This is a genomic window from Marinobacter sp. LM1 (genome assembly GCF_042763285.1).
In the GTDB taxonomy this organism is placed as follows: domain Bacteria; phylum Pseudomonadota; class Gammaproteobacteria; order Pseudomonadales; family Oleiphilaceae; genus Marinobacter; species Marinobacter nauticus.
Window position 1 is genome coordinate 3,779,918 of sequence record NZ_CP114373.1, and the last position, 22,643, is coordinate 3,802,560.

The 22,643-nt window shown below is 58.4% G+C and carries 27 protein-coding genes and 1 other RNA gene; 15 read left to right on the top strand and 13 right to left on the bottom strand.

Translation table 11 applies throughout. From position 1 onward, the window contains the following. The first annotated feature begins 22 nt into the window (after positions 1-22). The 6 genes from hisI (at position 23) to OZ656_RS17735 (ending at position 3,060) form a co-directional block, all read left to right on the top strand. Positions 23-439 (top strand): phosphoribosyl-AMP cyclohydrolase, encoded by a 417-nt coding sequence (hisI, locus tag OZ656_RS17710; RefSeq protein WP_379944756.1) that lies wholly within the window; start codon positions 23-25, stop codon positions 437-439. 12 nt (positions 440-451) lie between these two features. Then, entirely contained in the window at positions 452-781 is a 330-nt protein-coding gene (locus tag OZ656_RS17715) for a phosphoribosyl-ATP diphosphatase (protein ID WP_022993078.1), read from the top strand. A gap of 86 nt (positions 782-867) precedes the next feature. Further along, the gene (tatA, locus tag OZ656_RS17720; protein WP_014422690.1) at positions 868-1,095 is read left to right on the top strand and encodes a Sec-independent protein translocase subunit TatA; all 228 of its coding nucleotides are present in this window, start codon (positions 868-870) and stop codon (positions 1,093-1,095) included. 11 nt (positions 1,096-1,106) lie between these two features. Then, positions 1,107-1,562: a Sec-independent protein translocase protein TatB gene (tatB, locus tag OZ656_RS17725; RefSeq protein WP_023011245.1), complete on the top strand. Its 456-nt coding sequence runs from the start codon at positions 1,107-1,109 to the stop codon at positions 1,560-1,562. After that, entirely contained in the window at positions 1,559-2,341 is a 783-nt protein-coding gene (tatC, locus tag OZ656_RS17730) for a twin-arginine translocase subunit TatC (RefSeq protein ID WP_113879210.1), read from the top strand. The genes tatB and tatC overlap by 4 nt, the downstream gene beginning before the upstream one ends. Continuing rightward, positions 2,341-3,060, top strand: a complete 720-nt coding sequence (locus OZ656_RS17735; protein WP_222196588.1) for a 16S rRNA (uracil(1498)-N(3))-methyltransferase — start codon at positions 2,341-2,343, stop codon at positions 3,058-3,060. Before tatC ends, OZ656_RS17735 begins: the two co-directional genes overlap by 1 nt. 19 nt (positions 3,061-3,079) lie before the next feature. Here the strand turns inward: OZ656_RS17735 and OZ656_RS17740 are convergent, their stop codons facing one another. From OZ656_RS17740 to OZ656_RS17760, 5 genes are all read right to left on the bottom strand, one after another. Then, on the bottom strand, positions 3,080-3,994 hold the full coding sequence (locus tag OZ656_RS17740; protein WP_278351112.1) for a DUF808 domain-containing protein: 915 nt from the start codon (positions 3,992-3,994) through the stop codon (positions 3,080-3,082). Between the two features lie 92 nt (positions 3,995-4,086). Beyond that, a complete protein-coding gene (locus OZ656_RS17745) occupies positions 4,087-5,313 on the bottom strand; it encodes a UbiH/UbiF/VisC/COQ6 family ubiquinone biosynthesis hydroxylase (RefSeq protein ID WP_278351111.1) in 1,227 nt (408 codons plus the stop codon). After that, positions 5,303-6,589: a 2-octaprenyl-6-methoxyphenyl hydroxylase gene (gene ubiH, locus OZ656_RS17750; protein WP_278351110.1), complete on the bottom strand. Its 1,287-nt coding sequence runs from the start codon at positions 6,587-6,589 to the stop codon at positions 5,303-5,305. The genes OZ656_RS17745 and ubiH overlap by 11 nt, the downstream gene beginning before the upstream one ends. Before the next feature lie 4 nt (positions 6,590-6,593). Then, a complete protein-coding gene (pepP, locus tag OZ656_RS17755) occupies positions 6,594-7,913 on the bottom strand; it encodes a Xaa-Pro aminopeptidase (protein ID WP_278351109.1) in 1,320 nt (439 codons plus the stop codon). 12 nt (positions 7,914-7,925) lie between these two features. Further along, positions 7,926-8,522 (bottom strand): UPF0149 family protein, encoded by a 597-nt coding sequence (locus OZ656_RS17760; protein ID WP_011786840.1) that lies wholly within the window; start codon positions 8,520-8,522, stop codon positions 7,926-7,928. A gap of 184 nt (positions 8,523-8,706) precedes the next feature. Here OZ656_RS17760 and OZ656_RS17765 point away from each other — a divergent pair, with 184 nt between their 5' ends. After that, positions 8,707-9,288 carry a DUF2796 domain-containing protein gene (locus tag OZ656_RS17765; RefSeq protein WP_222179521.1) on the top strand — a complete coding sequence of 194 codons (582 nt, stop codon included), beginning with the start codon at positions 8,707-8,709 and terminating at the stop codon, positions 9,286-9,288. 4 nt (positions 9,289-9,292) lie between these two features. On the opposite strand, the gene OZ656_RS17770 is transcribed toward OZ656_RS17765, so the two are convergent. After that, entirely contained in the window at positions 9,293-9,808 is a 516-nt protein-coding gene (locus OZ656_RS17770; protein ID WP_278351160.1) for a DUF3299 domain-containing protein, read from the bottom strand. 69 nt (positions 9,809-9,877) lie between these two features. Between OZ656_RS17770 and OZ656_RS17775 the strand changes: the two genes are divergently transcribed. From OZ656_RS17775 to ssrS, 5 genes are all read left to right on the top strand, one after another. Continuing rightward, positions 9,878-10,591, top strand: coding sequence for an ABC transporter ATP-binding protein (locus OZ656_RS17775; protein WP_278351108.1), 714 nt, complete (start codon positions 9,878-9,880; stop codon positions 10,589-10,591). Beyond that, entirely contained in the window at positions 10,588-11,865 is a 1,278-nt protein-coding gene (locus tag OZ656_RS17780) for an ABC transporter permease (RefSeq protein WP_278351107.1), read from the top strand. The genes OZ656_RS17775 and OZ656_RS17780 overlap by 4 nt, the downstream gene beginning before the upstream one ends. 118 nt (positions 11,866-11,983) lie before the next feature. After that, a complete protein-coding gene (locus tag OZ656_RS17785; RefSeq protein WP_011786845.1) occupies positions 11,984-12,190 on the top strand; it encodes a TIGR02449 family protein in 207 nt (68 codons plus the stop codon). Continuing rightward, positions 12,190-12,486, top strand: coding sequence for a cell division protein ZapA (locus tag OZ656_RS17790; RefSeq protein ID WP_023009596.1), 297 nt, complete (start codon positions 12,190-12,192; stop codon positions 12,484-12,486). Before OZ656_RS17785 ends, OZ656_RS17790 begins: the two co-directional genes overlap by 1 nt. A 61-nt stretch (positions 12,487-12,547) precedes the next feature. Then, positions 12,548-12,728: non-coding RNA, 6S RNA (gene ssrS / locus OZ656_RS17795), on the top strand. Positions 12,729-12,735: 7 nt separating this feature from the next. Here the strand turns inward: ssrS and OZ656_RS17800 are convergent. Further along, a complete protein-coding gene (locus OZ656_RS17800) occupies positions 12,736-14,520 on the bottom strand; it encodes a tetratricopeptide repeat protein (RefSeq protein ID WP_199454053.1) in 1,785 nt (594 codons plus the stop codon). A 118-nt stretch (positions 14,521-14,638) separates the two neighbouring features. Between OZ656_RS17800 and OZ656_RS17805 the strand changes: the two genes are divergently transcribed. Beyond that, on the top strand, positions 14,639-15,274 hold the full coding sequence (locus tag OZ656_RS17805) for a 5-formyltetrahydrofolate cyclo-ligase (RefSeq protein WP_014422703.1): 636 nt from the start codon (positions 14,639-14,641) through the stop codon (positions 15,272-15,274). Here the strand turns inward: OZ656_RS17805 and OZ656_RS17810 are convergent. Both OZ656_RS17810 and ilvA read right to left on the bottom strand, forming a co-directional pair. Next, positions 15,256-15,420 (bottom strand): hypothetical protein, encoded by a 165-nt coding sequence (locus OZ656_RS17810; protein WP_199454051.1) that lies wholly within the window; start codon positions 15,418-15,420, stop codon positions 15,256-15,258. The genes OZ656_RS17805 and OZ656_RS17810 overlap by 19 nt on opposite strands. Before the next feature lie 150 nt (positions 15,421-15,570). Further along, on the bottom strand, positions 15,571-17,106 hold the full coding sequence (gene ilvA, locus OZ656_RS17815) for a threonine ammonia-lyase, biosynthetic (RefSeq protein WP_014422705.1): 1,536 nt from the start codon (positions 17,104-17,106) through the stop codon (positions 15,571-15,573). 134 nt (positions 17,107-17,240) lie between these two features. On the opposite strand from ilvA, the gene rpiA reads away from it, so the two are divergent. Continuing rightward, a complete protein-coding gene (gene rpiA, locus OZ656_RS17820; protein WP_286714503.1) occupies positions 17,241-17,918 on the top strand; it encodes a ribose-5-phosphate isomerase RpiA in 678 nt (225 codons plus the stop codon). A gap of 146 nt (positions 17,919-18,064) precedes the next feature. Continuing rightward, positions 18,065-19,204, top strand: a complete 1,140-nt coding sequence (locus OZ656_RS17825) for an acyl-CoA dehydrogenase family protein (protein ID WP_379944757.1) — start codon at positions 18,065-18,067, stop codon at positions 19,202-19,204. 25 nt (positions 19,205-19,229) lie between these two features. On the opposite strand, the gene OZ656_RS17830 is transcribed toward OZ656_RS17825, so the two are convergent. The 4 genes from OZ656_RS17830 to OZ656_RS17845 form a co-directional block, all read right to left on the bottom strand. Further along, positions 19,230-19,463, bottom strand: coding sequence for a hypothetical protein (locus OZ656_RS17830; RefSeq protein WP_044389240.1), 234 nt, complete (start codon positions 19,461-19,463; stop codon positions 19,230-19,232). Positions 19,464-19,507: 44 nt separating this feature from the next. Further along, positions 19,508-20,494 carry a hypothetical protein gene (locus OZ656_RS17835; RefSeq protein ID WP_153740521.1) on the bottom strand — a complete coding sequence of 329 codons (987 nt, stop codon included), beginning with the start codon at positions 20,492-20,494 and terminating at the stop codon, positions 19,508-19,510. A 69-nt stretch (positions 20,495-20,563) separates the two neighbouring features. After that, positions 20,564-22,318, bottom strand: coding sequence for a hypothetical protein (locus OZ656_RS17840; protein ID WP_153740520.1), 1,755 nt, complete (start codon positions 22,316-22,318; stop codon positions 20,564-20,566). Then, on the bottom strand, positions 22,305-22,625 hold the full coding sequence (locus tag OZ656_RS17845; protein WP_379944758.1) for a hypothetical protein: 321 nt from the start codon (positions 22,623-22,625) through the stop codon (positions 22,305-22,307). Before OZ656_RS17845 ends, OZ656_RS17840 begins: the two co-directional genes overlap by 14 nt. Positions 22,626-22,643: the final 18 nt, after the last annotated feature.

The window sequence follows — 22,643 nt, forward strand, 5'->3', positions numbered from 1 at the left end:
CAAAGATTCAGGATTCATAAAAATGCAAGATTCTCCCGCTAACGTCGTACAGCCTGACTGGCTCGACGACATCCAATGGACAGAAGACGGCCTGGTGCCAGCCATTGCCCAGGACGCCGATAATGGCGATGTCCTGATGATGGCCTGGATGAACCGGGAATCTCTCCGGCTCACGGTTGAGGAAGGCCAGGCGGTGTACTGGTCCCGTTCCCGTGGCAAACTCTGGCGCAAGGGCGAGAGCTCCGGGCACCAGCAGGTGCTCCGGGATATCAGGCTCGACTGCGATGCCGATGTGGTGCTGCTGAAAGTGGAACAAAAAGGTGGCATTGCCTGCCATACTGGCCGGCGAAGCTGTTTTTACCGAACCCTGAAAGATGGCCAGTGGGTGAGCGCCGATCCGGTTCTCAAAGACCCGAATACCATCTACGGCAGCAACTGAGGAGCAGACACCGTGAGTGATGTACTGGAACGCCTGGCACAGGTACTGGAAGCCCGCAAAGACGCGGATCCCGACACATCCTACGTCGCCAGCCTGCATGCCAAGGGGCTGAACAAGATTCTGGAGAAGGTGGGCGAAGAGTGCACCGAGACGCTGCTCGCTGCCAAGGATGCAGAGCATTCCGGCGAAACCCGGGACCTGGTGTACGAGACGGCCGACCTCTGGTTTCACAGCCTGGTGATGCTGTCACGGTTAGGCCTGGGCCCGAAGGATATTCTGGATGAACTGGCCAGCCGCTTCGACCTGTCAGGCCTGGAAGAAAAAGCCTCCCGGAATCCGTAAAGGAGTACCCCCAAGGGGTATTTCCGCAAGGGGTAGCGGTTGGCGTACAATGTCATGCAACAGCAACATTTGAACGAGGAACCCTCATGGGTATCAGCATCTGGCAACTTCTTATCGTACTTGGCATCGTCATCCTGTTATTCGGAACCAAGAAACTCCGGAACATCGGCAGCGATCTCGGCGGCGCCATCCGTGGATTCAAGAAATCCATGAACGACGAGGAAGAGAAGAACGCCGAACAGCAACCGCTGGAAAAACAGAACGCCGAGCAACAAGCCCAGGCGGAAGACAAGCCCAAAGAAAAGCAAGGCTGAGCACCCCCTGAATGTTCGACATCGGCTTTCTAGAGCTGCTGATCTGCGGCGTGATTGCATTGCTCGTGCTCGGCCCGGAGCGTTTGCCTACGGCGGCGCGGGCGGCTGGCCGCTGGATCGGTGGCGCCCGGCGCATGGTCAGCCAGTTCACCAGTGAACTGGACCGGCAGTTGAAGGCCGAAGAACTCCGGGAGGAGCTGCGCAAGGCGGGTGATGTGGGCCTGGACGATGTGGAGAAGACCGTGCGCGGCGCCCTGGATGAGGCGAAAAAGTACGAGCACATGATCCTGCCGGACGATCAGACCCGCAAGCCCAGGCCGGCACCGGCAACCCGGCGGGTTACGCCCCCCTCTCCGGAGGCGGGCGAACAGCCCGAACCTCCGCATGAACCCGTCAGGGATGAGACGGCGGCCAGCGATCAACCCAGTGAATCCTCACCGACCAGCCCCTCGGACAAGCATTCATGAGCGCCACCCAAGACGGCCAGCAGACATCGTCTGAACAGCAGGAAATGCCCCTGATCGAGCATTTGCTCGAGCTACGCAACCGGCTACTGAAAATGGTGTTGGCGGTGATTATCTGTTTCGCCGTCATCTATCCATTTGCCAACGAGCTCTACCTGCTGTTATCCCAGCCGTTGCGCGAACTTTTGCCGGTCGGCCAGACCATGATCGCCACCGACATCACCTCGCCTTTCTTTGCGCCCCTGAAGCTGGCGCTGGTTCTGGCGGTATTTGTCGCCATTCCGATCATTCTCTACCAGCTCTGGAGTTTTGTGGCGCCCGGGCTCTATGCCCATGAAAAGCGCCTGGCCTTCCCGCTGTTGTTTACTTCCGTGCTGTTGTTCTACGCTGGCGCGGCTTTCGCCTATTTCGTGGTCTTTCCGCTGGTGTTCGGTTTCTTTACCGCCATCGGCCCGGAGGGCATTGTCGAACTGCCTGACATCAGCAGTTATCTGAACTTCGTGCTCAAGATGTTCTTTGCCTTCGGCATTGCGTTTGAAATCCCCATTGCGACGGTACTGCTGATTCTGACCGGCGCCACTACTCCGCAAGACCTGGCCGCCAAGCGCCCCTATGTGGTCGTGGCCTGTTTCATCATCGGCATGCTGCTGACCCCACCAGATATCATCTCCCAGACGCTCCTGGCCGTGCCCATGTGGATTCTGTTCGAGTTCGGCATCATATTTGGTCGCCTCGCCTACCGGGAACGGGCAGAGGCCGACGGAGAAGAGCCCGAAGCCTGATGAATCTGGCCCTGCTGTTTGAGGAAGACTTCGTCGCCCCGGACCGGGTGCGTCTCCGCGGCCGTCGGCTGGAGCACCTGAAAACGGTGCTCAAAGCCGGCACCGGCCATCGCATACCGGCTGGCCGGGTAAACGGCCTGATGGGCCATGCTGAAGTGCTGTCAATGACAGAGACCGAGGCCGAATTGCTGGTAACCCTGGATCAGCAACCCCCTGCTCCCTTGCCGCTCACGCTGATACTGGCTATGCCCCGGCCCAAGATGTTCCGGCGGGTACTGCAGACCTGCGCCTCTCTGGGTGTGAAGGATCTCTGGCTGATCAACAGCTACAAGGTGGAAAAGAGTTTCTGGCAAACGCCCTGGCTAACCGAGGATCATCTGAGAGAGAACCTGACCCTGGGCCTGGAACAGGCCAAAGACACGTTGATGCCTCAGGTCCATATCCGCAAGCTGTTTAAACCCTTTGTGGAGGATGAACTACCGACACTGCTAGAGGGCAAACGGGCACTGGTGGCGCATCCGGGCATGGCGGCACCCTGCCCCACCCACCTCAATGAGCCGGCCGCCCTGTGCATTGGTCCGGAAGGGGGCTTTACCGATTACGAAGTCGGAAAGCTGGAGGAAGCCGGCTGCCAGAGCGTGCATCTGGGCCCGAGGATTCTTCGGGTGGAAACCGCTGTGCCGGTGCTGATCAGCCGGCTGTTTGACGCCTGCCTGTGAACGGGCAGGCGGCCGAGGGTTACGCCGCCCGGCGCTCCCAGAGCTTCGCAACGGGCGTAATAACAAGAACCAGAAGAGCACCGGCCAGCAGGCCAAACAGGCCATCCCCGACCGTGGTGACCAGCACTTCCGGCACTGAAGAAATCAGTCCGGCCGCATGGTGAATGGCCCCGTACACCGCCGGTATACCATGGGTCAGAATACCTCCGCCCACCAGGAACATTGCAATGGTGCCCAGTACCGACAGGGTTTTCATCATCCAGGGCGCCAGCCACAGAATGCCCTGCCCCAGCTTCTGGGCGAAGGCACTTGCTTTCTGGCTCAGGTAAAGGCCGGCGTCGTCCAGCTTCACAATACCCGCCACCAGCCCATACACACCGACGGTCACCATCAACGCCACGACGGTCAGCACCGCAAACTGCATTCCGAAGCTCTTGTCGGCCACGGTTCCTAACGTGATGGCGATGATTTCGGCGGAGAGAATAAAGTCGGTCCTGACAGCGCCCTTGATCTTGTCTTTCTCAACAGCTTTAAGGTCCACCTCCGGCTTTTTCAGAGCCTCCCGCAGCTCTTGCCGGTGCTTTTCTTCCTGCTCTTTGTGCAGGAACCTGTGAACCAGCTTCTCGGCCCCCTCAAAGCACAGGAAAGCACCACCGAGCATCAACAGCGGGGTAATGAGCCAGGGTACAAAAAAGCTGATGGCCAGTGCCGCCGGCACCAGAATCGCCTTGTTGATAAACGAACCCTTGGCGACCGCCCACACCACCGGGATTTCCCGGGCAGGTCGAACACCGGTAACCTGCTGCGCATTCAACGCCAGGTCATCGCCCAGCACACCGGCGGTTTTCTTGGTAGCAGCTTTGGTCATCACCGCCACGTCATCCAGTACGGCAGCAATGTCATCAAGTAATACGAGCAGGCTGGAGCCGGCCATAGACAGTTCCTTTGCAAATTGAACACGAAGGCGAGGAGTTTACGAAAACAGGCCGCCGGAAAACAGTTCCGGCGACTCAGAATGGACAACCGTTAGCGTTTTATACCCATAGCCTCGGCGGCAATGCGGTTCTTCAGCGGCGCCAGGTTGTCCAGCCAGCGCATACCGGTATTGCGCAACCACCGGATAGCCAGCTCATCCCGGGCAAACAACTGCTTGAAGCCCTCCATGGCCGCCATCATCGCCAGGTTCTCGCCTTTACGGCGGCGCTGATAACGAGCCAACACGGTCTGGTCTGCCGGCGAAAGTGCGAGCTCTTTGGCCCGCCCCAGCTCGCCCATGAGGGCCGACACATCGCCATAGCCAAGGTTTGCACCCTGGCCGGCGAGCGGGTGAATGGTATGGGCAGCATCGCCCACCAGTGCCAGGCCGTCGGCAACATACTCCTTGGCATGACGCTGACGCAGCGGAAACGCAAAGCGGCGCGAAACGGATTCGATAACCCCGAGCTGCTGCTCAATCGCCCGCTCCAGCTCCAACCGGAATTGCTCGGTCTCCAACGCCATCAGGCGGCGGGCTTCCGCCGTATCCTGTGACCAGACGATAGAGCAATAGTGCTCGTCTCCAGACTCCGTCAACAACGGCAAAAACGCCAGAGGCCCGGTGGGCGAAAAACGCTGCCACGCAGTGTACTGGTGCGGCTGCCGGGTACGGACGGTGCACACAATCGCTTGCTGATCGTAATCCCATTCCCGGGTAGCCAGTCCCGACCACTGGCGCAGCCGCGACTGGGCACCATCGGCCCCGACCACCAGTTTGGCGGACTGCGTTCGGCCATCGTCCAACTGGATTCCGGCTCCGGCACTCCAGCCCTGCACACGCACACCATCAATCACCGTAACGTTACTGTCCGCCAGCTCGGTAAACAAAGCGCGGACAATCGACCGGTTCTCAACAATGGTACCCAGGGTATCAGCATGAAGTTCAGCCGCATCGAAGCGAATTCGACCGGTGCCGTCGGCATCCCAGACCGTCATGCCACGATAGCCGCAATGCCTGCCGGCCTGGACATGGCGCCAGGCCCGTAGACGCTCCAGCAGCTGCTCACTGGCCAGGGAGATGGCGCTGACCCGGGGCTCGAAGTCATCGGTATGGCTGGCGGTCGCTCCCGGGGCCAACAGATCCTGAACCCGGGCTCCTTCCACCAGCCCGGTATTCCAGCCTTGCCGAGACAACCCCAGAGCCAGGGCCGAGCCGACCATTCCGCCACCAACCACCAGAATGTCAAAACACGCCGCACCCACCGACTCACCTGTCATGGTTTTCCGCCTCGAAAGATGACACTCCGGAGCCTACCAGCGGCTTGCGCCCACCGGTGCCCATGGCTTTGCGGGCGAACCAGCGCTTGGCCCCCGGCAACAGATCCAGCCCCACCAGCCCTGCATCCCGGGCCGCGGCAACGGGCGCCAGCGGCTGCCCAAATATCCGGATCAGGGAATCGGAGAACTGCACCGTCTGCTGCCAGTCCTGCCGATGCATTTGTTGGTAACGCCCCAGTACCGAAAGTTCACCAATGGAAATCCCTTCATCAACCGCCCGACGAAACTGTTCCACTAAGGTCATCAACCCCCTGAGGGCGAGGTTAAAGCCCTGACCAGCCACCGGGTGCAGGGCATGAGCGGCATTACCAACCAGCACAACACCCGGGCGCGCAGGTTCATCGACCGTGGTCAGTTTCAGGCGATAATGATGGCACTGGCCAATGTGGGTAAAACGCCCAAGGCGCCAGCCGAACCGTTCCTGCAGTTTCCGGCATTTCTGTTCATCCGACAGTGACAGGATCTCGTCCAGAGCCTCGTCTTCCAGGGTCCAGACCAGGGCCGATTGATGCCCCGGCCGCTGAGGTGAACCATGAGGCAGCAAAGCCATGGGGCCGGCCTCGGTAAAACGTTCGTAAGCCGTAAACTGGTGGCTGTCACTGGTGGAGACATTGGCTATCAGCGCGTTCTGACCATAGGCTTCGGTGCGGGCTACAAAGCCCAGCTTCTCCCGCAGCCCGGAACGCCCGCCATCGGCGATCACCAGACAACGAGCGGTCAGTTCCTTCTGTGCGCCATCCTTACGGATGGACACCCGGACACCGCCAGCCACGGGCTTCATGCCTTCCACTTGAGCCGGCGCCTGCCAGCTTACTCTGGTATCAAGCAAAGCCCGCATCAGGCACAGGCCCATCCAGCGGTTGTCTGCCACATAACCCAGGGCATCCTGGCCGTGTTCGTTGGCATGCAGGCGGGTGGCACCAAAACGGCCCCGGTCAGAAACATGAATGTGGCGGATCGGGATGGCGTGCTCAGACAACTGCCGCCACAGCCCCAACTGCTCAAAGATCAGGCGGGAGCCCCAGGCCAGTGCCGTCGACCGGCTGTCATAGCTGGGCTGGTAATCCTCCGGCAACGCCTCTGGTGACAGCGGAAACGCCTCAACTACCGTTACCTTCAGTTCCGGCACCAGGCGCGCCAGGGCCAGGGCCAGAGTGGCCCCGGCCAGGCCGCCACCGGCAATGATCAGGTCAGTATCCACGCGCTCGGTATTCACTGAATCAGTCCGCCATCAGAGCTTCAATATCGGCAATGGTCTTCGGCACGCCCTCGGTCAGGTTTCGGCAACCCTCTTTGGTGACCACCACATCGTCTTCAATACGGATGCCAATACCCCGCCAGCGCGGCTCGACGTCGGTATTGTCGGACGCAATATACAGCCCTGGCTCAACGGTCAACGCCATCCCCGGTTCCAGTACCCGCCAGGCATCGCCGACCTTGTAATCGCCAACGTCATGGACATCCAGCCCCAGCCAGTGGCCTGTGCGGTGCATAAAGAAAGGTTTGTAGGATTCGTTGGCCAGAGCATCGTCCAGGGTGCCTGCGAGCAGGCCCAGATCGATCAGGCCCTGGGTCAGCACCTTCAGCGCCGCTTCATGGGGCTGGTTCCAGTGATTGTCCGGCTTCACCGCATCGATCGCCGCATACTGGGCCGCCAACACCACTTCGTAAAGCGCCTTCTGTTCCGGGCTGAACTTGCCGCTGACCGGGAAGGTGCGGGTGATGTCCGAGGCGTAGCATTCCAGCTCACAACCCGCGTCTATCAGTACCAGGTCGCCGTCTTTCAGCGGTGCCGCATTTTCGATGTAGTGCAGGATGCAGCCATTGGCACCACCACCTACGATGGAGGGATAAGCGGTAGAGCGCGCACCATGCTCCATAAAGGTATGAATCAGTTCAGCTTCAAGATTGTACTCATACCCGCCCTGACGAGCCCGCTTCATGGCCCGGCAGTGGGCCTCGGCACTGATCTGGCCGGCCTTTGCCATCACCTTGATTTCGGCAGCACTCTTGTACAGCCGCATATCATGCAGCAGGTGCTCCAGCGCCACCAGCTCCCCAGGGGGGTGCGCTCCGGAACGAACCTTGCTGCGAATCACCTTGAGCCAGTCCATCACCCGGTTATCGAATGCCGGATCCTTGCCCAGCGGATAGTAGACCCGGCTTCGGCCTTCAATCATGCCGGGCAGAATATCGTCGATATCCGCAATGGGGAAAGCATCATCGAAGCCGTAACGTTCGATGGCGCCCTCAGGGCCCACCAGAAAACCATCCCAGAGCTCTTTCTCCGGATTCCTCTCCTTGCAGAACAGAACCGCTTCACCATGCTCGCGGCCTGGAATCAGGGCCAACACCGCTTCGGGCTCGCCGAAGCCGGTCAGATACTGGAAATCGCTGTCCTGACGAAACGGGTGTAACACATCGCGGTTACGCACCCGCTCCGGCGCCGCAGGCAGAATGGCGATGCTGTCCGGGGCCATCCGGTCCATCAACTTGCGACGGCGCTCGGCAAACTCTTTCACGGGAATGGTCACAGCCATGATAGCTCCTGATCAGTGCAGGGTGGGCGAATCGCCTGCCGGCTTCTCCGGCTCATTGAACTCGGTGAACACCGCCAGCGCGCCAAGGCGCACGTACTCGGTAATTTCAAGCAGTTGCTGTTCACTTTCGTCGTCGGATTCTTCGTCCTCCGACAGCTGGCTGATGGCCACCATATCCTCGATCAGCTCCCGGATCTCATCCGGAGCCTGGCCAAGGGAAGCGCCGGCCGCCAGCGCCATTCCTTCCAGAAATCCTCGAACCCAGGCCACCAGGGCTTCCAGTCGTTGTTCGATGGCATAGTCGTCATCTGGCAACAACGGCTGAAAACTCATGTCGGTGGACTGCAATTGCTTGAGCGTTTTACCGTAGGCGCTGTTCATAAAGGGGGCCAGGTCATCCGACTCTTCAGCCGCTTCATCAGCCAGCCCCATGTGTTCGCAAACCATAGCCAGCCACTCGGGCTCGTCAATACGGGAGCCTGCCGCCAGCCGGCCACAGAGCACGCCATGCAGCTCAGAGGGGTGGCTGAACGCCTTGTGCGCGGTAAACACGTTGGCCCAGCGTTCAAATTCAGCCGCACGGGCGGCGGAGGTATCGGTTTCGGACATGAAGCTGCCGTTTCCTTAAATCGGTGGTGTACGTTCAGATACGCGCCGGGGCGGTGCCCCGACGAATACCGTATCCTAGCATTCTGGGGAAATCCTGGCACGAATACCCGGGCAGGCGGGGTTGCTTTTATCTTCACGTCAGACAAAAATGTTATAACATATCAGATATGGACAGGATGACCCGATGCGCAGATACGTTATGCCTCTCATGACCGTGGCACTGGCAAGCGCCGTACTGGCTCCGCTGCCCGCGGGCGCGGCCAACAACCCCAGCGCCCATCAACATGGCCACGCGGAGCTCCAGGTAGCCATAGACACCAACACCGCCGATGTCTTCCTTCGCTCACCCGCATACAATCTGCTTGGCTTCGAGCACGAGCCACGCACAGAGCAACAGCATCGGCAACTGGCGGATCTGGAGCAGTGGCTGATGTCGACCCCTCTGATTAACACTGAGGATGGCAACTGCAACGTGGAAGATGCCAGCGTTCACAGCTCGTGGCCCGAGGCGACCCGCCATCACAGTGACCATGCGCACGAACACCATGACCACGACCACGAGGACGGGCAAGCAAACGACCACAGCGATATCGAGATTACCCAATCACTGACCTGTGACGGACTTGCCGATCACCAGACACTGACCACACCGATGGCGAAGCACTTTCCGGCACTGGAACACCTGGATGTTCAGTGGATCGGCCCTGAAGGCCAAGGCGCCACAAGACTGGAAGCCGGCGACCAGCAATTCCGGGTTGGCCGCTGAACCGTTACTCGGTGTAAGGTTCTACCGACTGCGCCACCATGGAATAGGAGGAAGTGCCGAGATCATTCTCGGTTCGCTCAATCACCAGCTCCCCCTCGATCCAGACCGGGTCGTATAGAGCCTCCAGGGTAAACCCTTCATGGTATTTTACGTGGATGATCTGGTTTGGGGGTGGTGGCGGCACATGGATGCAGGCGCCGTAGTAGGGCACCAGGAAGAACTCGAGAATGCGCATATCGTCCGTGGTTTTCAGAGGTACCACAAAGCCCGGAATCCGGCCCACGACGTTGCCCATTTCCGGAACCACCCGCCCGGTCATGATTTCGTCCGGCAACAGGGGCGGGCCATCGCCCTCATGTTCGATTTCCGGCATAGTCTCGAGCAGCGCCAGATCTTCCGCAGGCATTAACTCAAGCCAGTCGATCTCCCGGGGCTCGGCACGGACCGCCAGGGAAACCAATAACAACAAGCCCAGTCCAAGACAGGCAAGCAGCTTGCGGGACAGAACATCAGTGAACATCAACACGGGTTCTCCAAAAAACCAGATCAGCAACCGGCGCCATCATACAACGGCGAGCACGATACGGATATGAACAGCGAGACACGACAACCGCCGGACAGTTCCCGCCCGGACACTCTGGCCATCCGAACCCGGAATCTGCACTTCCGATGGCAAAACCAGGCTCGAGAACTGGCCTTCCCCGATATTCAGCTGACACGGGGTGAACACCTGTTCCTGCACGGCCCCAGTGGTACGGGTAAAAGTACGCTGTTGGGACTACTCGCAGGCATGCACACGCCCAGCCGTGGCAGCCTTCAGCTGCTGAATCAGGAACTGACCACCATGAAGGCCGGCGCCCGGGATCGACTTCGCGCCGATCATATGGGCGTCATCTTCCAGCAGTTCAACCTGGTGCCCTATCTGAGCGCTGTGACCAATGCACTTTTGCCTTGCCGGCTATCAAATCTGCGCCATTCGCGTGCGATACCCTCCGCCACCGAAGCTGCCCAACACCTGCTGACACAACTGGGCATTCCGCAAAGCCACTGGCACCAGGGAGTGACCCGGCTATCGATCGGCCAGCAGCAGAGGGTGGCTGCCGCCCGCGCGCTGATCGGCGCTCCGGAGATCGTTCTTGCAGATGAGCCCACGTCTGCTCTGGATAGCGACAATCGGGACCGCTTTCTTGAACTACTGCTAACTCTGGCCGAGCGCAGTAACAGCTCGGTTGTATTTGTCAGCCACGATCAGTCACTGGCCAGGCACTTTCATCATCGCATGGCCCTGGAGGTGGCGCCATGAACAAGCTCAAGCTCACCATCTTCCTCTCCGCCGCCAGTCTGTGGTACCGGCGCCGTGTACTGGCTCTCGTTTGCCTGACCCTGACGCTGAGCGTAACCCTGCTGCTTGGCATCCAGTACCTGCGCACAGAAATCCGACAATCATTCACCAGTACCATCAGCGGCACCGACCTTATCGTAGGGGCCCGCAGTGGCCAGCTGAATCTGCTGCTTTACACGGTGTTCCACATCGGTGATGCCACCAACAACATTCGCTGGTCCACCTATCAGTCCATGACTGAGGACAGCCGCATCGACTGGCTGATACCTATTTCCCTGGGCGACAGCTACCGCGGCTTTCGGGTTGTCAGCACCAACGAGCAGTTCCTGGCCCGCTTCCGCTATGGCAACGACCAACCGCTGACCCTGGCGAGCGGAGACTGGTTTTCTGACCTGTTTGACGTGGTGATCGGCGCCGGCGTGGCACGGCAGCTTGACCATAAACTGAACGACGACCTGGTCCTTTCCCATGGCGGTGGCCGCACCAGCTTCTCGAATCACAAGGACCTGCCATTCCGGGTATCCGGCATTCTCGCGCCAACCGGCACGCCCGTCGACCAGGCGGTTTACATCAGCCTTGAAGCCATGGAAGCCATGCATGTGGGCTGGGAATCCGGCGTGGCCATCCCGGGCCGGACCCTGTCGGCCGACCAGGCCCGTAACCGGGATTACACACCGGACACCATCACCGCCGTGTTCATTGGCCTGGACCGCCCGATCCTCACCTTCCAGGTTCAACGGGAGCTGAACCAGGCCCGCGAGGAACCTCTGTCGGCCATCCTGCCGGGTGTGGCCCTGAGCGAGCTCTGGAGGATGATGGGGCAATTTGAAAAAGCCCTGCTGGGCATCAGCGGCTTTGTCGTGATCACCAGCCTGGTGGGACTGATTGCGGTTTTGCTCACCCTGCAAGCCCAGCGGCAACGGGAGATTGCCGTTTTGCGAGCGACCGGAGCTTCACCGGGGCTGATTGCCGGCCTGTACAGCCTGGAGTGCGTCGGGCTTGCCCTGGCCAGTTGCCTGTTCGCCCTGCTGCTCGGCGCTGCCGCCATCGCCGGCCTCAGCCCCTGGCTACTGGAACACTACGGACTGCAAATCCGGCTTCGGCCGCTGGCCCGGGAGGAGTGGCTGTTACTGGTGGCAGTGCCGCTCTCTGCGTTGGCAGTGTCCGCCCTGCCCGCACTGAACACCTGGCGAGCAGGCCGACAACAGGGGTTCGGGGCACAGGATTCCAGCTGAACTGACGCAAAAGGTGACAGGCCTCACGGCGGGCACGCCATGACAATGCGGTAAATTGACCGGTCTGGCGCGCGCACTTATAGTAACTCTCATCAAAATCACCGATGTTGGGCAGGTCATGGAACAGTCCGAAGTACAGGCATTAGCGGACAAGCTGGACAAGCTGATCGAGCGCTGCGACAAGCTGGAGAAAGACAACGCCCTGCTAAGGGAGCTGCAGGACGACTGGAACCGGGAACGGGCCCAGCTAATGCACAAAAACGATCTTGCCAAAAACAAGATCGAAGCCATGATCGGCCGTCTTCGGGCACTGGAGCACCACTGATGTCACAGACCCCAACCACCGTGGAAGTCAGGATTCTCGACAAGGAATACCTGGTGGCCTGTCCGCAGGAAGAGCAGGAAGCCCTTCTACGTGCGGCCCGGCATCTGGACACCAAAATGCGTGAAATCCGCTCCAGCGGCAAGGTATTCGGTACCGAGCGCATTGCCGTGATGGCCGCCCTGAACATCACCCATGAACTGCTGGAACGCGACACCATGTCAGACGCCACCAGCAGCATCCTGCGTGCCATGGATAACCGGCTTGATGAAGCGCTGGGAGAGCCTTCGGACAACTGATCCGGAAAGAATCCGGAAACGGGGTTGCAATCCTCCCCGGCCCTGCCCGTATAATGGAACCAACTTCCTGGGCTGTTCGCTGGTCGGGTACGTCCTCGAGCCGATGCGCATTACCCAGGTGGCTACTTCAGGGCATTGTGAGCATGTCCCCCAAGGGGGAAAGCCTAATATGTCACAGCGGCCACCGACCTTGAACTTCTGGGTTCAAGGGCTACATCCGATAACGGCAGCCCGGGAAGCTTTTCACCGTTACTCCGATTGCGACTTCCTGAATCTCAAGTGCAGCAAAGCGTCCTGAACCTCCTGGTTACCGAACCGCTCATCGAACAACAGTCCAGACCACACTGAGTCGTCCGACCTGGCCTGATCCTTTCGTTGCTGATACAGCGAATCCCAGCGTTCCAGGTACTGATAGGCCAGCTCATCATCCGGGGCCACCTGCTCACCCCGGTAGTACATCAGCCCGAGGTACGCCAGGGCGGCCATGTTCTCCTCCTCCGCCGCCCTCTCCAGAAGCTGTCGAACTTCTTCTGCATGAACCTCAGCCTGACCGGCGTAATACATTGCCTGTCTATAGCGCGCATTTGAGACAGCTTGACGCAGATTATCCGGCACATCGGCAACCGGCATAAATACAAACCGCTCGCGAGCTTTCGCAGCGCTCTCATCCCGGCCATCCTGCTGCAACTCTCGCGCCAAAAGCAGCTGTGCGGGCAGGTGGCCCTTATCAGCGGCGCGCCTCAACCAACCTACAGCATCCACCAGACTGGGCGGAATACTGGCCAGCCCCTGACTGTAGATCGCACCAAGTTTGTAGGCCGCCTCCGCATCCCGGTAAGCCATGCTTTCCAACAGATCCAAGGCTCGGCGATGCTGTTCTTCGGCCATACCCGGCAGGCTCGAGAGATAGATATCGGCCAGCAAGTGCTTGGCCCGATCGTCTTCTCGCTCTATCTGTTCAAGACGCGCAACGGCCAGACCCACTTGCATCGAGCGCCCGTCTTCGGGATTCAGATACAGGTGAGCCAACCAGAGATTCGCCTCTTTCTCGCCCCGGTCGGCCGCACGCTCCAGCTGATCGAGCGCCTCAAGATAATCAGCCTCGGAACGCTGCTTTCCGCGAGCCAGCGCCACACCTCGGGCCAGCAGTGCTTTCGGGTAGTTCTGATCGGCAGACCGTTGCAGCCATTGCTCTGCTTCGGCAGGGTTAAACCAAGGTGAATCTGGCGCTCCGTATATTTGGGCCATCATGTACTGGGCGCGGGCGCTGCCTTTATCTCCGGCATACCGGTACCACGCTATCCGGCGTTGCGCACTGGGATCCACCAGGGCCGGATACAATGTAGCCAGGTAGCGCATGGTGCCTGCATCGGTGTCCGGACGACTTGCGCGCCATACCTCGTCTGCACTCTGGAGAATAAACTCGCCTTCCTCATCCAGACAGGCCCAGGCAGGTACCCTGTCCCGGGTGTCGGAGCCGCAGTATTCAGCCAGAGCCCGGTGATGAAACAGATTCGAAGCATTATCTACCTCACCGATTTCGGGGATCAGTGCCACCGCCTGTTTGCGATCCTGCTCGACCAGCTCCCCGGACCAATAGATCATCGCGAGATCAATCAAGGCTCGCGGATAGTCCGCCGCACGGAGAAGCACTAACGACCTGGACACATCACGGTTCTCTGCCTGCCCTCGCCGATAGATCTCCGCCAACAAATGCCGCGCTTCGCGCTCGTAGACCGAAAACGGTTTCTGAAGCTCTCGCTCCAGCAACTCGGCAGCTGCCTGCTCATCCGCTGGCCCGCCCAGGCCAAGATACATTAAGCGAGCCAGTTCATAGCGCGCCCGACTGCTTTCATAACTCTCGGTCTCACCGTCAAGGTAACTCTGGAGATGGTGGCGGGCACCGGAATATTCAGCAGAAGCCAACGCACGAACACCCACCCGGTAAACCTCGGGGGATCCGGTCGCGCAACCAGACAAAGCAACAATCAAAACCGCAGGAAGCAACAGGCGAGCGTATCGGGGGAAATCCATGGCAGAATACAGCCTCTGAAAAAACAACGGACTGCAGACTAGCAGAATTTTAACGGGGCGTTATTGATGTGATACAACATAGGCCGAATTCACGACGCAGCAGCAGGTAATCGCCATCTTGAATCCGCATCATCAAGCAAGGACGTTTGACGCCGGCAATGATCGGGCCTCACGCCGCCAGCTCCGCCAAACTCTTCGCCAGAAACGGAGAAGTCTGTCGTTTGAAGAACAGCGGCAAGCTTCCGAACGTCTCGCCCTTAACCTGCTGAGGCACCCCGACCTGCACCGGGCACGCCACATTGGCATCTACCTGGCCAACGACGGCGAAATTGACCCGTCCCTGTATATTGATCTGGCTCGCAAAAAAGGCATCCGGTTCTACCTGCCCATTCTGCACCCGATCTACACGGGCAAGCTGGTTTTCAGCCCCTATTTTGATGGAGTGCAACTGACGGCAAACCGCTTCGGCATTCCAGAACCCCCGTTCCCGCGCTCAAGACGCAAGCCGGCCTGGGCACTGGATGCGGTGCTGTTTCCATTGGTAGGGTTTGACGAAACCGGAGGGCGACTGGGTATGGGCGGCGGCTTCTACGACCGAACCTTCGCGTTCAGCCGGATCAGGCCCTGCATGGCACCAAAGCTGGTTGGCCTGGCCCACGATTTTCAGCGCGTGGAACAGTTGCCAATTGAGCCCTGGGATGTGCCTTTACACGGTGTGGTAACGGATAAGCGTTGTTACCGTTTCAGACCCTGATTGGCAGACAGAACATAGCCTACTGCAGATGCTTCGCGGTCGGTACGCTTGTCCTCAGACGCCTGAATGGACGTAAAACCCGTAATCACAAGGCCGACAGCAAAGATGAGCACAATGGCACGAATGATGTCAGGCTTGCTCCCCATTTCTTGGATTCCCGTTATTCTTTCATTCAATTGGCAGGAAAATCAGACAACTATTACTGATTCGCAGAATTAGACGAAAGACTAACACGTAACTTGATTTTTACAATTTTTGACAGATTACCGTTATGTAAGAGTTGTAGCGTTCCACCCTCAGGTGGAACGCCCGTTGCCTGCTCCCAAAAACAGCCGATAGGCCTCGTTGTCAGTCATGTTTTCATAACGAAAACCGACCTTGTCGAGCATGCCCTCAAAGTCCGCCACCTCATTGTCCTCAACCTGCGCGCCCAATAGCACCCGGCTGTAGGCCGCACCATGATTGCGGTAGTGGAACATGGAAATATTCCAGCGCGTTCCCAGCGACATCAGGAACTTCAGCAAAGCTCCCGGGCGCTCGGGAAATTCAAACTGGAACACCTTTTCATTGGTAATCGTCGGTGCATGGCCCCCGACCATATGGCGAATATGCTGCTTGGCCAGGTCGCTGTCGGTAAGGTCGACCACCGAGTACCCGCTTTCCCGAAGATCCTGCACCAGTTCTTCCCGGCCATGTCCGCCAGCGGCAATCTGGATTCCCACGAAAATGGTGGCGTTCTGAGCATCCGCATAGCGGTAGTTGAACTCGGTGATGCTGCGCTTGTGCAGCGCATTGATGAACGTTTTGAACGCGCCCGGCTTCTCCGGGATCGTTACCGCCAGAATCGCCTCGCGCTTCTCTCCCACTTCGGTGCGCTCGGACACATAGCGCAGTCGGTCGAAGTTCATGTTGGCACCACTGAGGGTGGCAATCAGGTTTTCATCCTCGATCTTTTCCCTCGCGATGTACTTCTTGATACCCGCTACACCCAGAGCACCTGCCGGTTCGGCAATGGAGCGAGTATCTTCAAACACATCCTTGATGGCCGCACAGATCTCATCCGTGGACACTGTGATCACTTCATCTACGTGATCCTTGCAGATTTCCCAGGGATACTCACCGATCTGTTTGACCGCCACGCCATCGGCGAAGATGCCCACCTCATCCAGCACCACACGCTCACCGGCCTTCATCGCCGCCTGCAGGCAGTTGGAGTCTTCCGGCTCCACACCGATCACTTTGATTTCCGGGCGCAGGTACTTGATGTAAGCGGCCATGCCGGCAATCAGCCCGCCGCCGCCAACACAGATAAAGATGGCGTGAATCGGCTTGCTGAACTGCCACATGATCTCCATGGCCACGGTACCCTGACCGGCGATAACGTCCGGGTCGTCGTAGGGCGGGATGTAGGTGTACCCGTGTTTCTGGATCAGCTCCTGGGCGTGGGCCGCAGCCTCGTCAAAAGCATCCCCCTTGAGAACCACTCTGGCACCGTGGTCGCGAACTGAGCGTACCTTGATCTCCGGGGTCGTCTGCGGCATCACGATAACGGCTTTGATGCCCAGCTTCTTGGCGGCCAGAGCCACGCCCTGGGCATGATTGCCAGCGGAGGCGCAGATAACTCCCTTGGCCTTTTGTTCTTCCGACAGCTGAGCAATCCGGTTGTAGGCGCCGCGAATCTTGAAGGAAAACACCGGCTGAAGGTCTTCACGCTTGAGCATAATATTGTTGCCAAAGCGCTTGGAAAGACTACGGGCTTCAGTCAGGGGTGTTTCGATGGCCACGTCGTAGACGCGCGCATCGAGTATCTTCTTGATATAGCGTTGCGGCATGATGGTTCCGGTTGCTGGTGAGTGATCAGGAAAAACCCACAGTGTAGAAAGTTTGCACGCTTGCCGTCTATAAGCAGAGTTGCTGCAGGCGTATAATAGTGCCCAAATTCAACGCAAACCTCCGGGAGCCCCCCATGACCCAGGACGAACTGAAACAAGCCGTTGCCAAAGCTGCAGTGGATCACATCGCCCCTCACCTGGAACCGAGCAGCATTGTCGGGGTGGGCACCGGCAGCACCGCCAACTTTTTCATCGACTATCTGGCGGAATACCGCAACGACTTCGACGGCGCCGTCGCAAGCTCCGAGGCAACCGCCGAACGACTGAAAAAGCACGGCATCCCGGTATACGACCTCAACGCCGTCAACGAAATCGAGTTTTACGTCGACGGTGCCGACGAAACCAACGAGAGCCTGGAACTGATCAAAGGCGGTGGCGGTGCCCTGACCCGGGAAAAGATTGTGGCCGCCGTCGCCAAGACCTTTATCTGCATCGCCGATGAGTCCAAGCAAGTAGGCATCCTGGGAGAATTCCCGCTGCCCGTGGAAGTTATCCCCATGGCCCGCAGCCATGTCGGCCGCGAGATCGTAAAACTCGGGGGCGATCCGGTTTACCGGGATGGTTTTGTCACCGACAACGGCAACATCATCATCGACATCCACAACATGGATATCTCCCGCCCGCTGGTGGTGGAAGAAAAACTCAATAACATTGTCGGCGTTGTCACCAACGGACTGTTCGCGCGCCGCCCGGCCGACCTGCTGCTGCTCGGCACCCGTGACGGCGTGAAAAGCATTGTCCGCGGTGCATAAACCCCAGTAAGGCACTCCGCCTGACAAGCTGGCCATTCGGGCCAGCTTTTTTATTGTCTGAACAAAACTAAACCAAGCGCTTGCTTGGTGACCAGGGTTGCGCGACACTCACCTTATCGCAAAACAAGAACACAGGGAGCCAATCCGTGTCTGACTACTTCAACGAAACCCATGAACAGGTGCGCCAAACCGCCCGGAAATTCATCGAAACCCACGTACGGCCACACATCGACGACTGGGAAGAAGCCGGCGAATTCCCCCGTGAAATCTATAAACTCGCCGGCGACGCCGGACTGCTGGGTATCGGTTTCCCCGAAGCTCTGGGCGGCATCGGTGAAGGCGACATTTTTATGAAAGTCGCGGTTTCCGAGGAACTGATGCGATCCACCTCTGGCGGCTTCGTGGCCAGTATCGGCTCCCTGGATATCGGCCTGCCGCCGGTGGCCAAGTGGGCCAAAAAAGACATTCGCGAACAGATCGTGCCGCCCGTCCTGCGCGGTGAAAAAATCGCCGCCCTGGCCGTAACCGAACCCGGTGGCGGCTCCGACGTCGCCAACCTGAAAACCCGTGCCGTAAAAGACGGCGACCACTACATCGTCAACGGCAGCAAAACCTTCATCACCAGCGGTATCCGCGCCGACCATTACACCGTCGCCGTGCGCACCGGGGGCGAAGGCCACGGCGGCATCAGCCTGCTGCTGATCGACAAAGGCACCCCAGGCTTCACCACCGGCAACAAGCTCCGGAAAATGGGCTGGTGGGCCAGCGACACCGCCGAACTCTTCTTCGAGGACTGCCGGGTACCGGCCGACCGCCTGATCGGCGCCGAAAACGCCGGCTTTATCGCCATCATGAGCAACTTCCTGGCCGAACGCCTGAGCCTGTCCATCATGGCCTACATGACCGCCCAGATCGCCTACGAAGCCGCTCTGGATTACACCAGACAACGCCAGGCCTTCGGCCGCCCCGTTGCCGGCTTCCAGGTAACCCGCCACAAGCTGGTGGACATGGCCACCCAGATCGACATCGCCCGGGAATACACCTATCGGTGCGCGGCGCTGATGCAGGCCGGTAAAAACCCCATTAAACAGGTCGCCATGGCCAAGAATTTCTCTGTGGACGTATGCGAAAAAGTCACCCGCGAGGCGGTGCAGCTGTTTGGTGGTATGGGATATATGCGGGAGTCGGTGGTGGAGCGCCTGTACCGGGATGCCAAAATCCTGTCGATCGGCGGCGGCACCACGGAAATCATGAAGGAGCTGATTGCCAAACAGATCCGGCTTTAGGGCTGATCTGTTTGGTCTTCAGTTTTCAACCGGCACGATATCCTAAATATCCACCCACTATTGAGCCCAGAATAGCCAGTGCCGGCAGCGTGAAAACAACAGCATTCAGATTGCCACCAAAAAAGTCACCGGACCTTTTCAGTGAGAACAGACTATTAAACGTTTCGATGACCACCGGTGTCAATCCCACAAACCAGCCCGCCACAGCTCCAATGACTAAACCGAAAACTATTCCAATGAACACCATAAACCACTGCATCACAACCGATCCTTGTCAAAGCGATAATATGTGGAGCGAACCAACTACTTCTTAACATCCAGCATGCCGTAAGGGCGTTCCCGAACACCCTTTAACAATCCGACAATCACATCCGTGCCTTTCATCGGCGCCATCTCCGGGTAGTCTTTCATTTCGATCGACCCTTCGATTTCAAAGTGACCGTGGCGGAAGCTGTTCACCTCGCCGTCCGTGGCTACCCAGCGGAATTCCCGCTCGGTATCACTGTACTTGCCATCGCTGATAAACAGGCGACCCTTGCGTCCGGCGACGGTCATTTTGCTGGAGGCCAGGAAAGACAGCATCCCGGTGTTTCGGCTCTTCTCTTCCTTCAGTTCTGCCTCACTTTGGTAGGTACCAGCCATGAGCACAAAACGGGAACGTTTACCGTTGAAGAACTCCATGGCATAGCCCTCTCGCTCGGGCGTCACCGTGTTCACCACCACAAACTCCCGGTCCAGACACACGCCTGGTTTGTTGTGGGGCCAGGGGTGGTATTCCAGAGCGTTCGCCCGTTCTTGCATTTGGGTCAGGCGTTCGTGGTAGATGGCTTTGTAATCAGCTTCATCTCGAGAGACATTTCCCAGTGCACCCTGCCCTTGGATGGCAATGGCGGCTTTTGCGGGCGGGAAGTCCTTTAGAAAGTGAGTTTCGAACTTGTGACTGCGATCAGGCTTTTCTCGCATCCCTGGAATTTTTCGTCTGTCTGCATAGTAAACCAAGGTTTTGAGGTCACCTTCCGGTTCCGAATGCACGTAATGGGTTTCGACAACTTCCTTATTGCGCACTTCTTCCACTCGCGATCGCCACTCGTCAACCCGATACTCCCCCCGATACGCCGTATCGTGACGCACTTCGTCTGGTGGGTACACCGAAGCCAGAATCAACTCGTCGTTGTAACCGCTATCGATCAGTTTCATATCCGCAGGCAGCTCTAACTGGTATCGCCCTGCGCAGTGTTCCGTAAACTCGAATACCGGGAGTTCGTCTTCTCGCATTTCCATCTTGCTCATGGCCAGTCCTTGTGTAGTTTGTATCAGCAATAGAAGCCCAGTCAGGGCACTGCGGGTAATCGGCGACATTCAGCCTCCCAGTTTTCGGTGTATGTCCGGCAACAGGATCTGCAACTCCCCCATAACCAGATCCCGGACATCCGGGCAGTTAAAAAAGCCCTGATGCTCCTCCGTTGCGGGCAGACCCAGCCGCTTGAGGCCACTAGCAGACCTGGGATGATCACCCGCACCCGCATGAACGGTGCCGTCTCCCGGCGCCGTTTCTGATTGCAGCTTATATTCCGTCGTATTGGCCTGAGGCGGGGGTGGGGGATGGTACTCATACTTAGCCTGTTCCAACCAAGCATCCACAGCCGCCTCGTGTCTTTGCTTTTCCTGAGGCCCGTACAGACTCACCGTACCATCGCCGAAGAAAACAGCATGATTCTCATTGCGGTAAACTTGCCATTCATCCCTTTCGCCGTCTGAGACTTCACCACCGTCCCATGTACATCGGTCAAACGAAAGATCGTTATCATTATTGCTGTAGACCAGGGTAGTGGTGTTATGGAAGCTATCTGCTAACGTCTGATGAAAATCAGAACATTCCTTTAATCTCAGGTCCATTGCGAATTCATAGTCATCTAGCTGATTACCTTCTGAGTAAGCACGCCCAATCTCCGGCGCCAACAACTCCGGCTGAATCATCCGATACCAAACATCAAACCGGGAATAAAAATCAAAAACCGAACTCCCGACCCCAATGTCCATCATTTCCGGTTCCTGATCCCCGCTTCTCAGGTACAGCCATTCCGCTTGGTTATCCGCTGTGCGATATAGCTGATTGGGCAAAAGCTCAAGCCCGCCCTGACAGAACCCGAGGATAGCCGTCACATCTGCAGCATTTTTACCAAGCACCAATTTGGCGGCTCCAGATTCACCCGCCCGGAACTTTTTATAAGTCGCCGGGCTACCATGAGTCGGCATCGCGCCGTGTATGACCGCCTCTACCTCACTTTCCAGCCCTGCCATGGAAAAGCCCGCCCGCGAGGCATAGCCACCCATGGAATGGCTGATCACCAGAAACTTGACGTCTGCCGGGCCGATACCACGCTCGTCCTGGTCCACGATTTGTTGACGGAAGTCGCCAATCCGGTTTTTCAGGCGCTCGCCCGCAGCTTCGTTACTCAACATCCAGTTGTAGCCCACAGCGAACACAGGGAACCGCAAGCCAGGATACAGTCGTGACAAAGTGCGGGCCTTGTTCTCCAGAAACTTCAGGAAGGGGCCGTAGCTGTCCCAGTGCACCTCACCCCAACCATGCTGGCGCTTTTCGTCTATCTGGGCAGGGGGAACCGCGGTATAGGTACGAAAATAGTCATCCGCACCTTCATCCACGTCGAGTAAGTCATCATCGCGCTCAACAACAGGCGTGCCTCGACGCTTGGCATCACCGTTTACCAATAACTGCTTACGTTTTACCGGCCCGGCAAACACAAAATCACTGACTCGAGGAACCACTCCCACATAACGGCGGGCCGTCCGGCCTCTTTCAACCAAGCCGTCACCACGTTCCTTCACACCAATCCAGCGGCGCCGGAACCATTTACCGATAGCTTCGAGCTTTCCGTCGTCGTCCTCCGCCCGGGCATCAGCCATTTCCTGTTCCCGCTGCGCTTTGATTTCGATGGCCGCACCACTGGGGCCTTCAAAAGCTGCGCCCGCAGCAGGATCCCAAACAGAGCTCCCGCTCCTGCGGTTTTTCAACCTCGTTCCCATAATCCCTGGCACAAACACCAGAGCCACAACGCCCGGGCGGCACTGGCAATCCTCATGACAACTCATCCACTTTCTCCTTGTGTTGCTTGTGCTCCCTTGCCCATTCCAGTACCCGCTCTGCCCGAAACTGCTCGAGCGCTCCGGAATACAGATAACCTTGCACCTCCGCATGCTCGAATGCGTCAGGCACGGAGTGCAGCGCTTCCAGCAGGAGCGTGACTGCGGGCAGGCTCGTAAAACCGGCTTCTGCCGCGAGGGTCAAGCCTGTATCCAGTTGCGCCTTGCATTCGGGCCAATCTTCCGGTGGATCGGGCAACTCCAACAGGTGGCGCGCCAACGCATATTGGCGAACTCGTTGCTGTTGGCTGGGCATGCGGTCTAGCTCTTCCTG

Excerpts from the sequence above, each read along its gene's own strand:
- hisI (WP_379944756.1), top strand. The coding sequence starts at position 23 with ATGCAAGATTCTCCCGCTAACGTCGTACAGCCTGACTGGCTCGACGAC.
- tatA (WP_014422690.1), top strand. The coding sequence starts at position 868 with ATGGGTATCAGCATCTGGCAACTTCTTATCGTACTTGGCATCGTCATC.
- tatB (WP_023011245.1), top strand. The coding sequence starts at position 1,107 with ATGTTCGACATCGGCTTTCTAGAGCTGCTGATCTGCGGCGTGATTGCA.
- tatC (WP_113879210.1), top strand. The coding sequence starts at position 1,559 with ATGAGCGCCACCCAAGACGGCCAGCAGACATCGTCTGAACAGCAGGAA.
- OZ656_RS17735 (WP_222196588.1), top strand. The coding sequence starts at position 2,341 with ATGAATCTGGCCCTGCTGTTTGAGGAAGACTTCGTCGCCCCGGACCGG.
- OZ656_RS17740 (WP_278351112.1), bottom strand. The coding sequence starts at position 3,994 with ATGGCCGGCTCCAGCCTGCTCGTATTACTTGATGACATTGCTGCCGTA.
- OZ656_RS17745 (WP_278351111.1), bottom strand. The coding sequence starts at position 5,313 with ATGACAGGTGAGTCGGTGGGTGCGGCGTGTTTTGACATTCTGGTGGTT.
- pepP (WP_278351109.1), bottom strand. The coding sequence starts at position 7,913 with ATGGCTGTGACCATTCCCGTGAAAGAGTTTGCCGAGCGCCGTCGCAAG.
- OZ656_RS17760 (WP_011786840.1), bottom strand. The coding sequence starts at position 8,522 with ATGTCCGAAACCGATACCTCCGCCGCCCGTGCGGCTGAATTTGAACGC.
- OZ656_RS17765 (WP_222179521.1), top strand. The coding sequence starts at position 8,707 with ATGCGCAGATACGTTATGCCTCTCATGACCGTGGCACTGGCAAGCGCC.
- OZ656_RS17770 (WP_278351160.1), bottom strand. The coding sequence starts at position 9,808 with ATGTTCACTGATGTTCTGTCCCGCAAGCTGCTTGCCTGTCTTGGACTG.
- OZ656_RS17775 (WP_278351108.1), top strand. The coding sequence starts at position 9,878 with ATGAACAGCGAGACACGACAACCGCCGGACAGTTCCCGCCCGGACACT.
- OZ656_RS17780 (WP_278351107.1), top strand. The coding sequence starts at position 10,588 with ATGAACAAGCTCAAGCTCACCATCTTCCTCTCCGCCGCCAGTCTGTGG.
- OZ656_RS17785 (WP_011786845.1), top strand. The coding sequence starts at position 11,984 with ATGGAACAGTCCGAAGTACAGGCATTAGCGGACAAGCTGGACAAGCTG.
- OZ656_RS17790 (WP_023009596.1), top strand. The coding sequence starts at position 12,190 with ATGTCACAGACCCCAACCACCGTGGAAGTCAGGATTCTCGACAAGGAA.
- OZ656_RS17800 (WP_199454053.1), bottom strand. The coding sequence starts at position 14,520 with ATGGATTTCCCCCGATACGCTCGCCTGTTGCTTCCTGCGGTTTTGATT.
- OZ656_RS17810 (WP_199454051.1), bottom strand. The coding sequence starts at position 15,420 with ATGGGGAGCAAGCCTGACATCATTCGTGCCATTGTGCTCATCTTTGCT.
- ilvA (WP_014422705.1), bottom strand. The coding sequence starts at position 17,106 with ATGCCGCAACGCTATATCAAGAAGATACTCGATGCGCGCGTCTACGAC.
- rpiA (WP_286714503.1), top strand. The coding sequence starts at position 17,241 with ATGACCCAGGACGAACTGAAACAAGCCGTTGCCAAAGCTGCAGTGGAT.
- OZ656_RS17830 (WP_044389240.1), bottom strand. The coding sequence starts at position 19,463 with ATGCAGTGGTTTATGGTGTTCATTGGAATAGTTTTCGGTTTAGTCATT.
- OZ656_RS17835 (WP_153740521.1), bottom strand. The coding sequence starts at position 20,494 with ATGAGCAAGATGGAAATGCGAGAAGACGAACTCCCGGTATTCGAGTTT.
- OZ656_RS17840 (WP_153740520.1), bottom strand. The coding sequence starts at position 22,318 with ATGAGTTGTCATGAGGATTGCCAGTGCCGCCCGGGCGTTGTGGCTCTG.
- OZ656_RS17845 (WP_379944758.1), bottom strand. The coding sequence starts at position 22,625 with ATGCCCAGCCAACAGCAACGAGTTCGCCAATATGCGTTGGCGCGCCAC.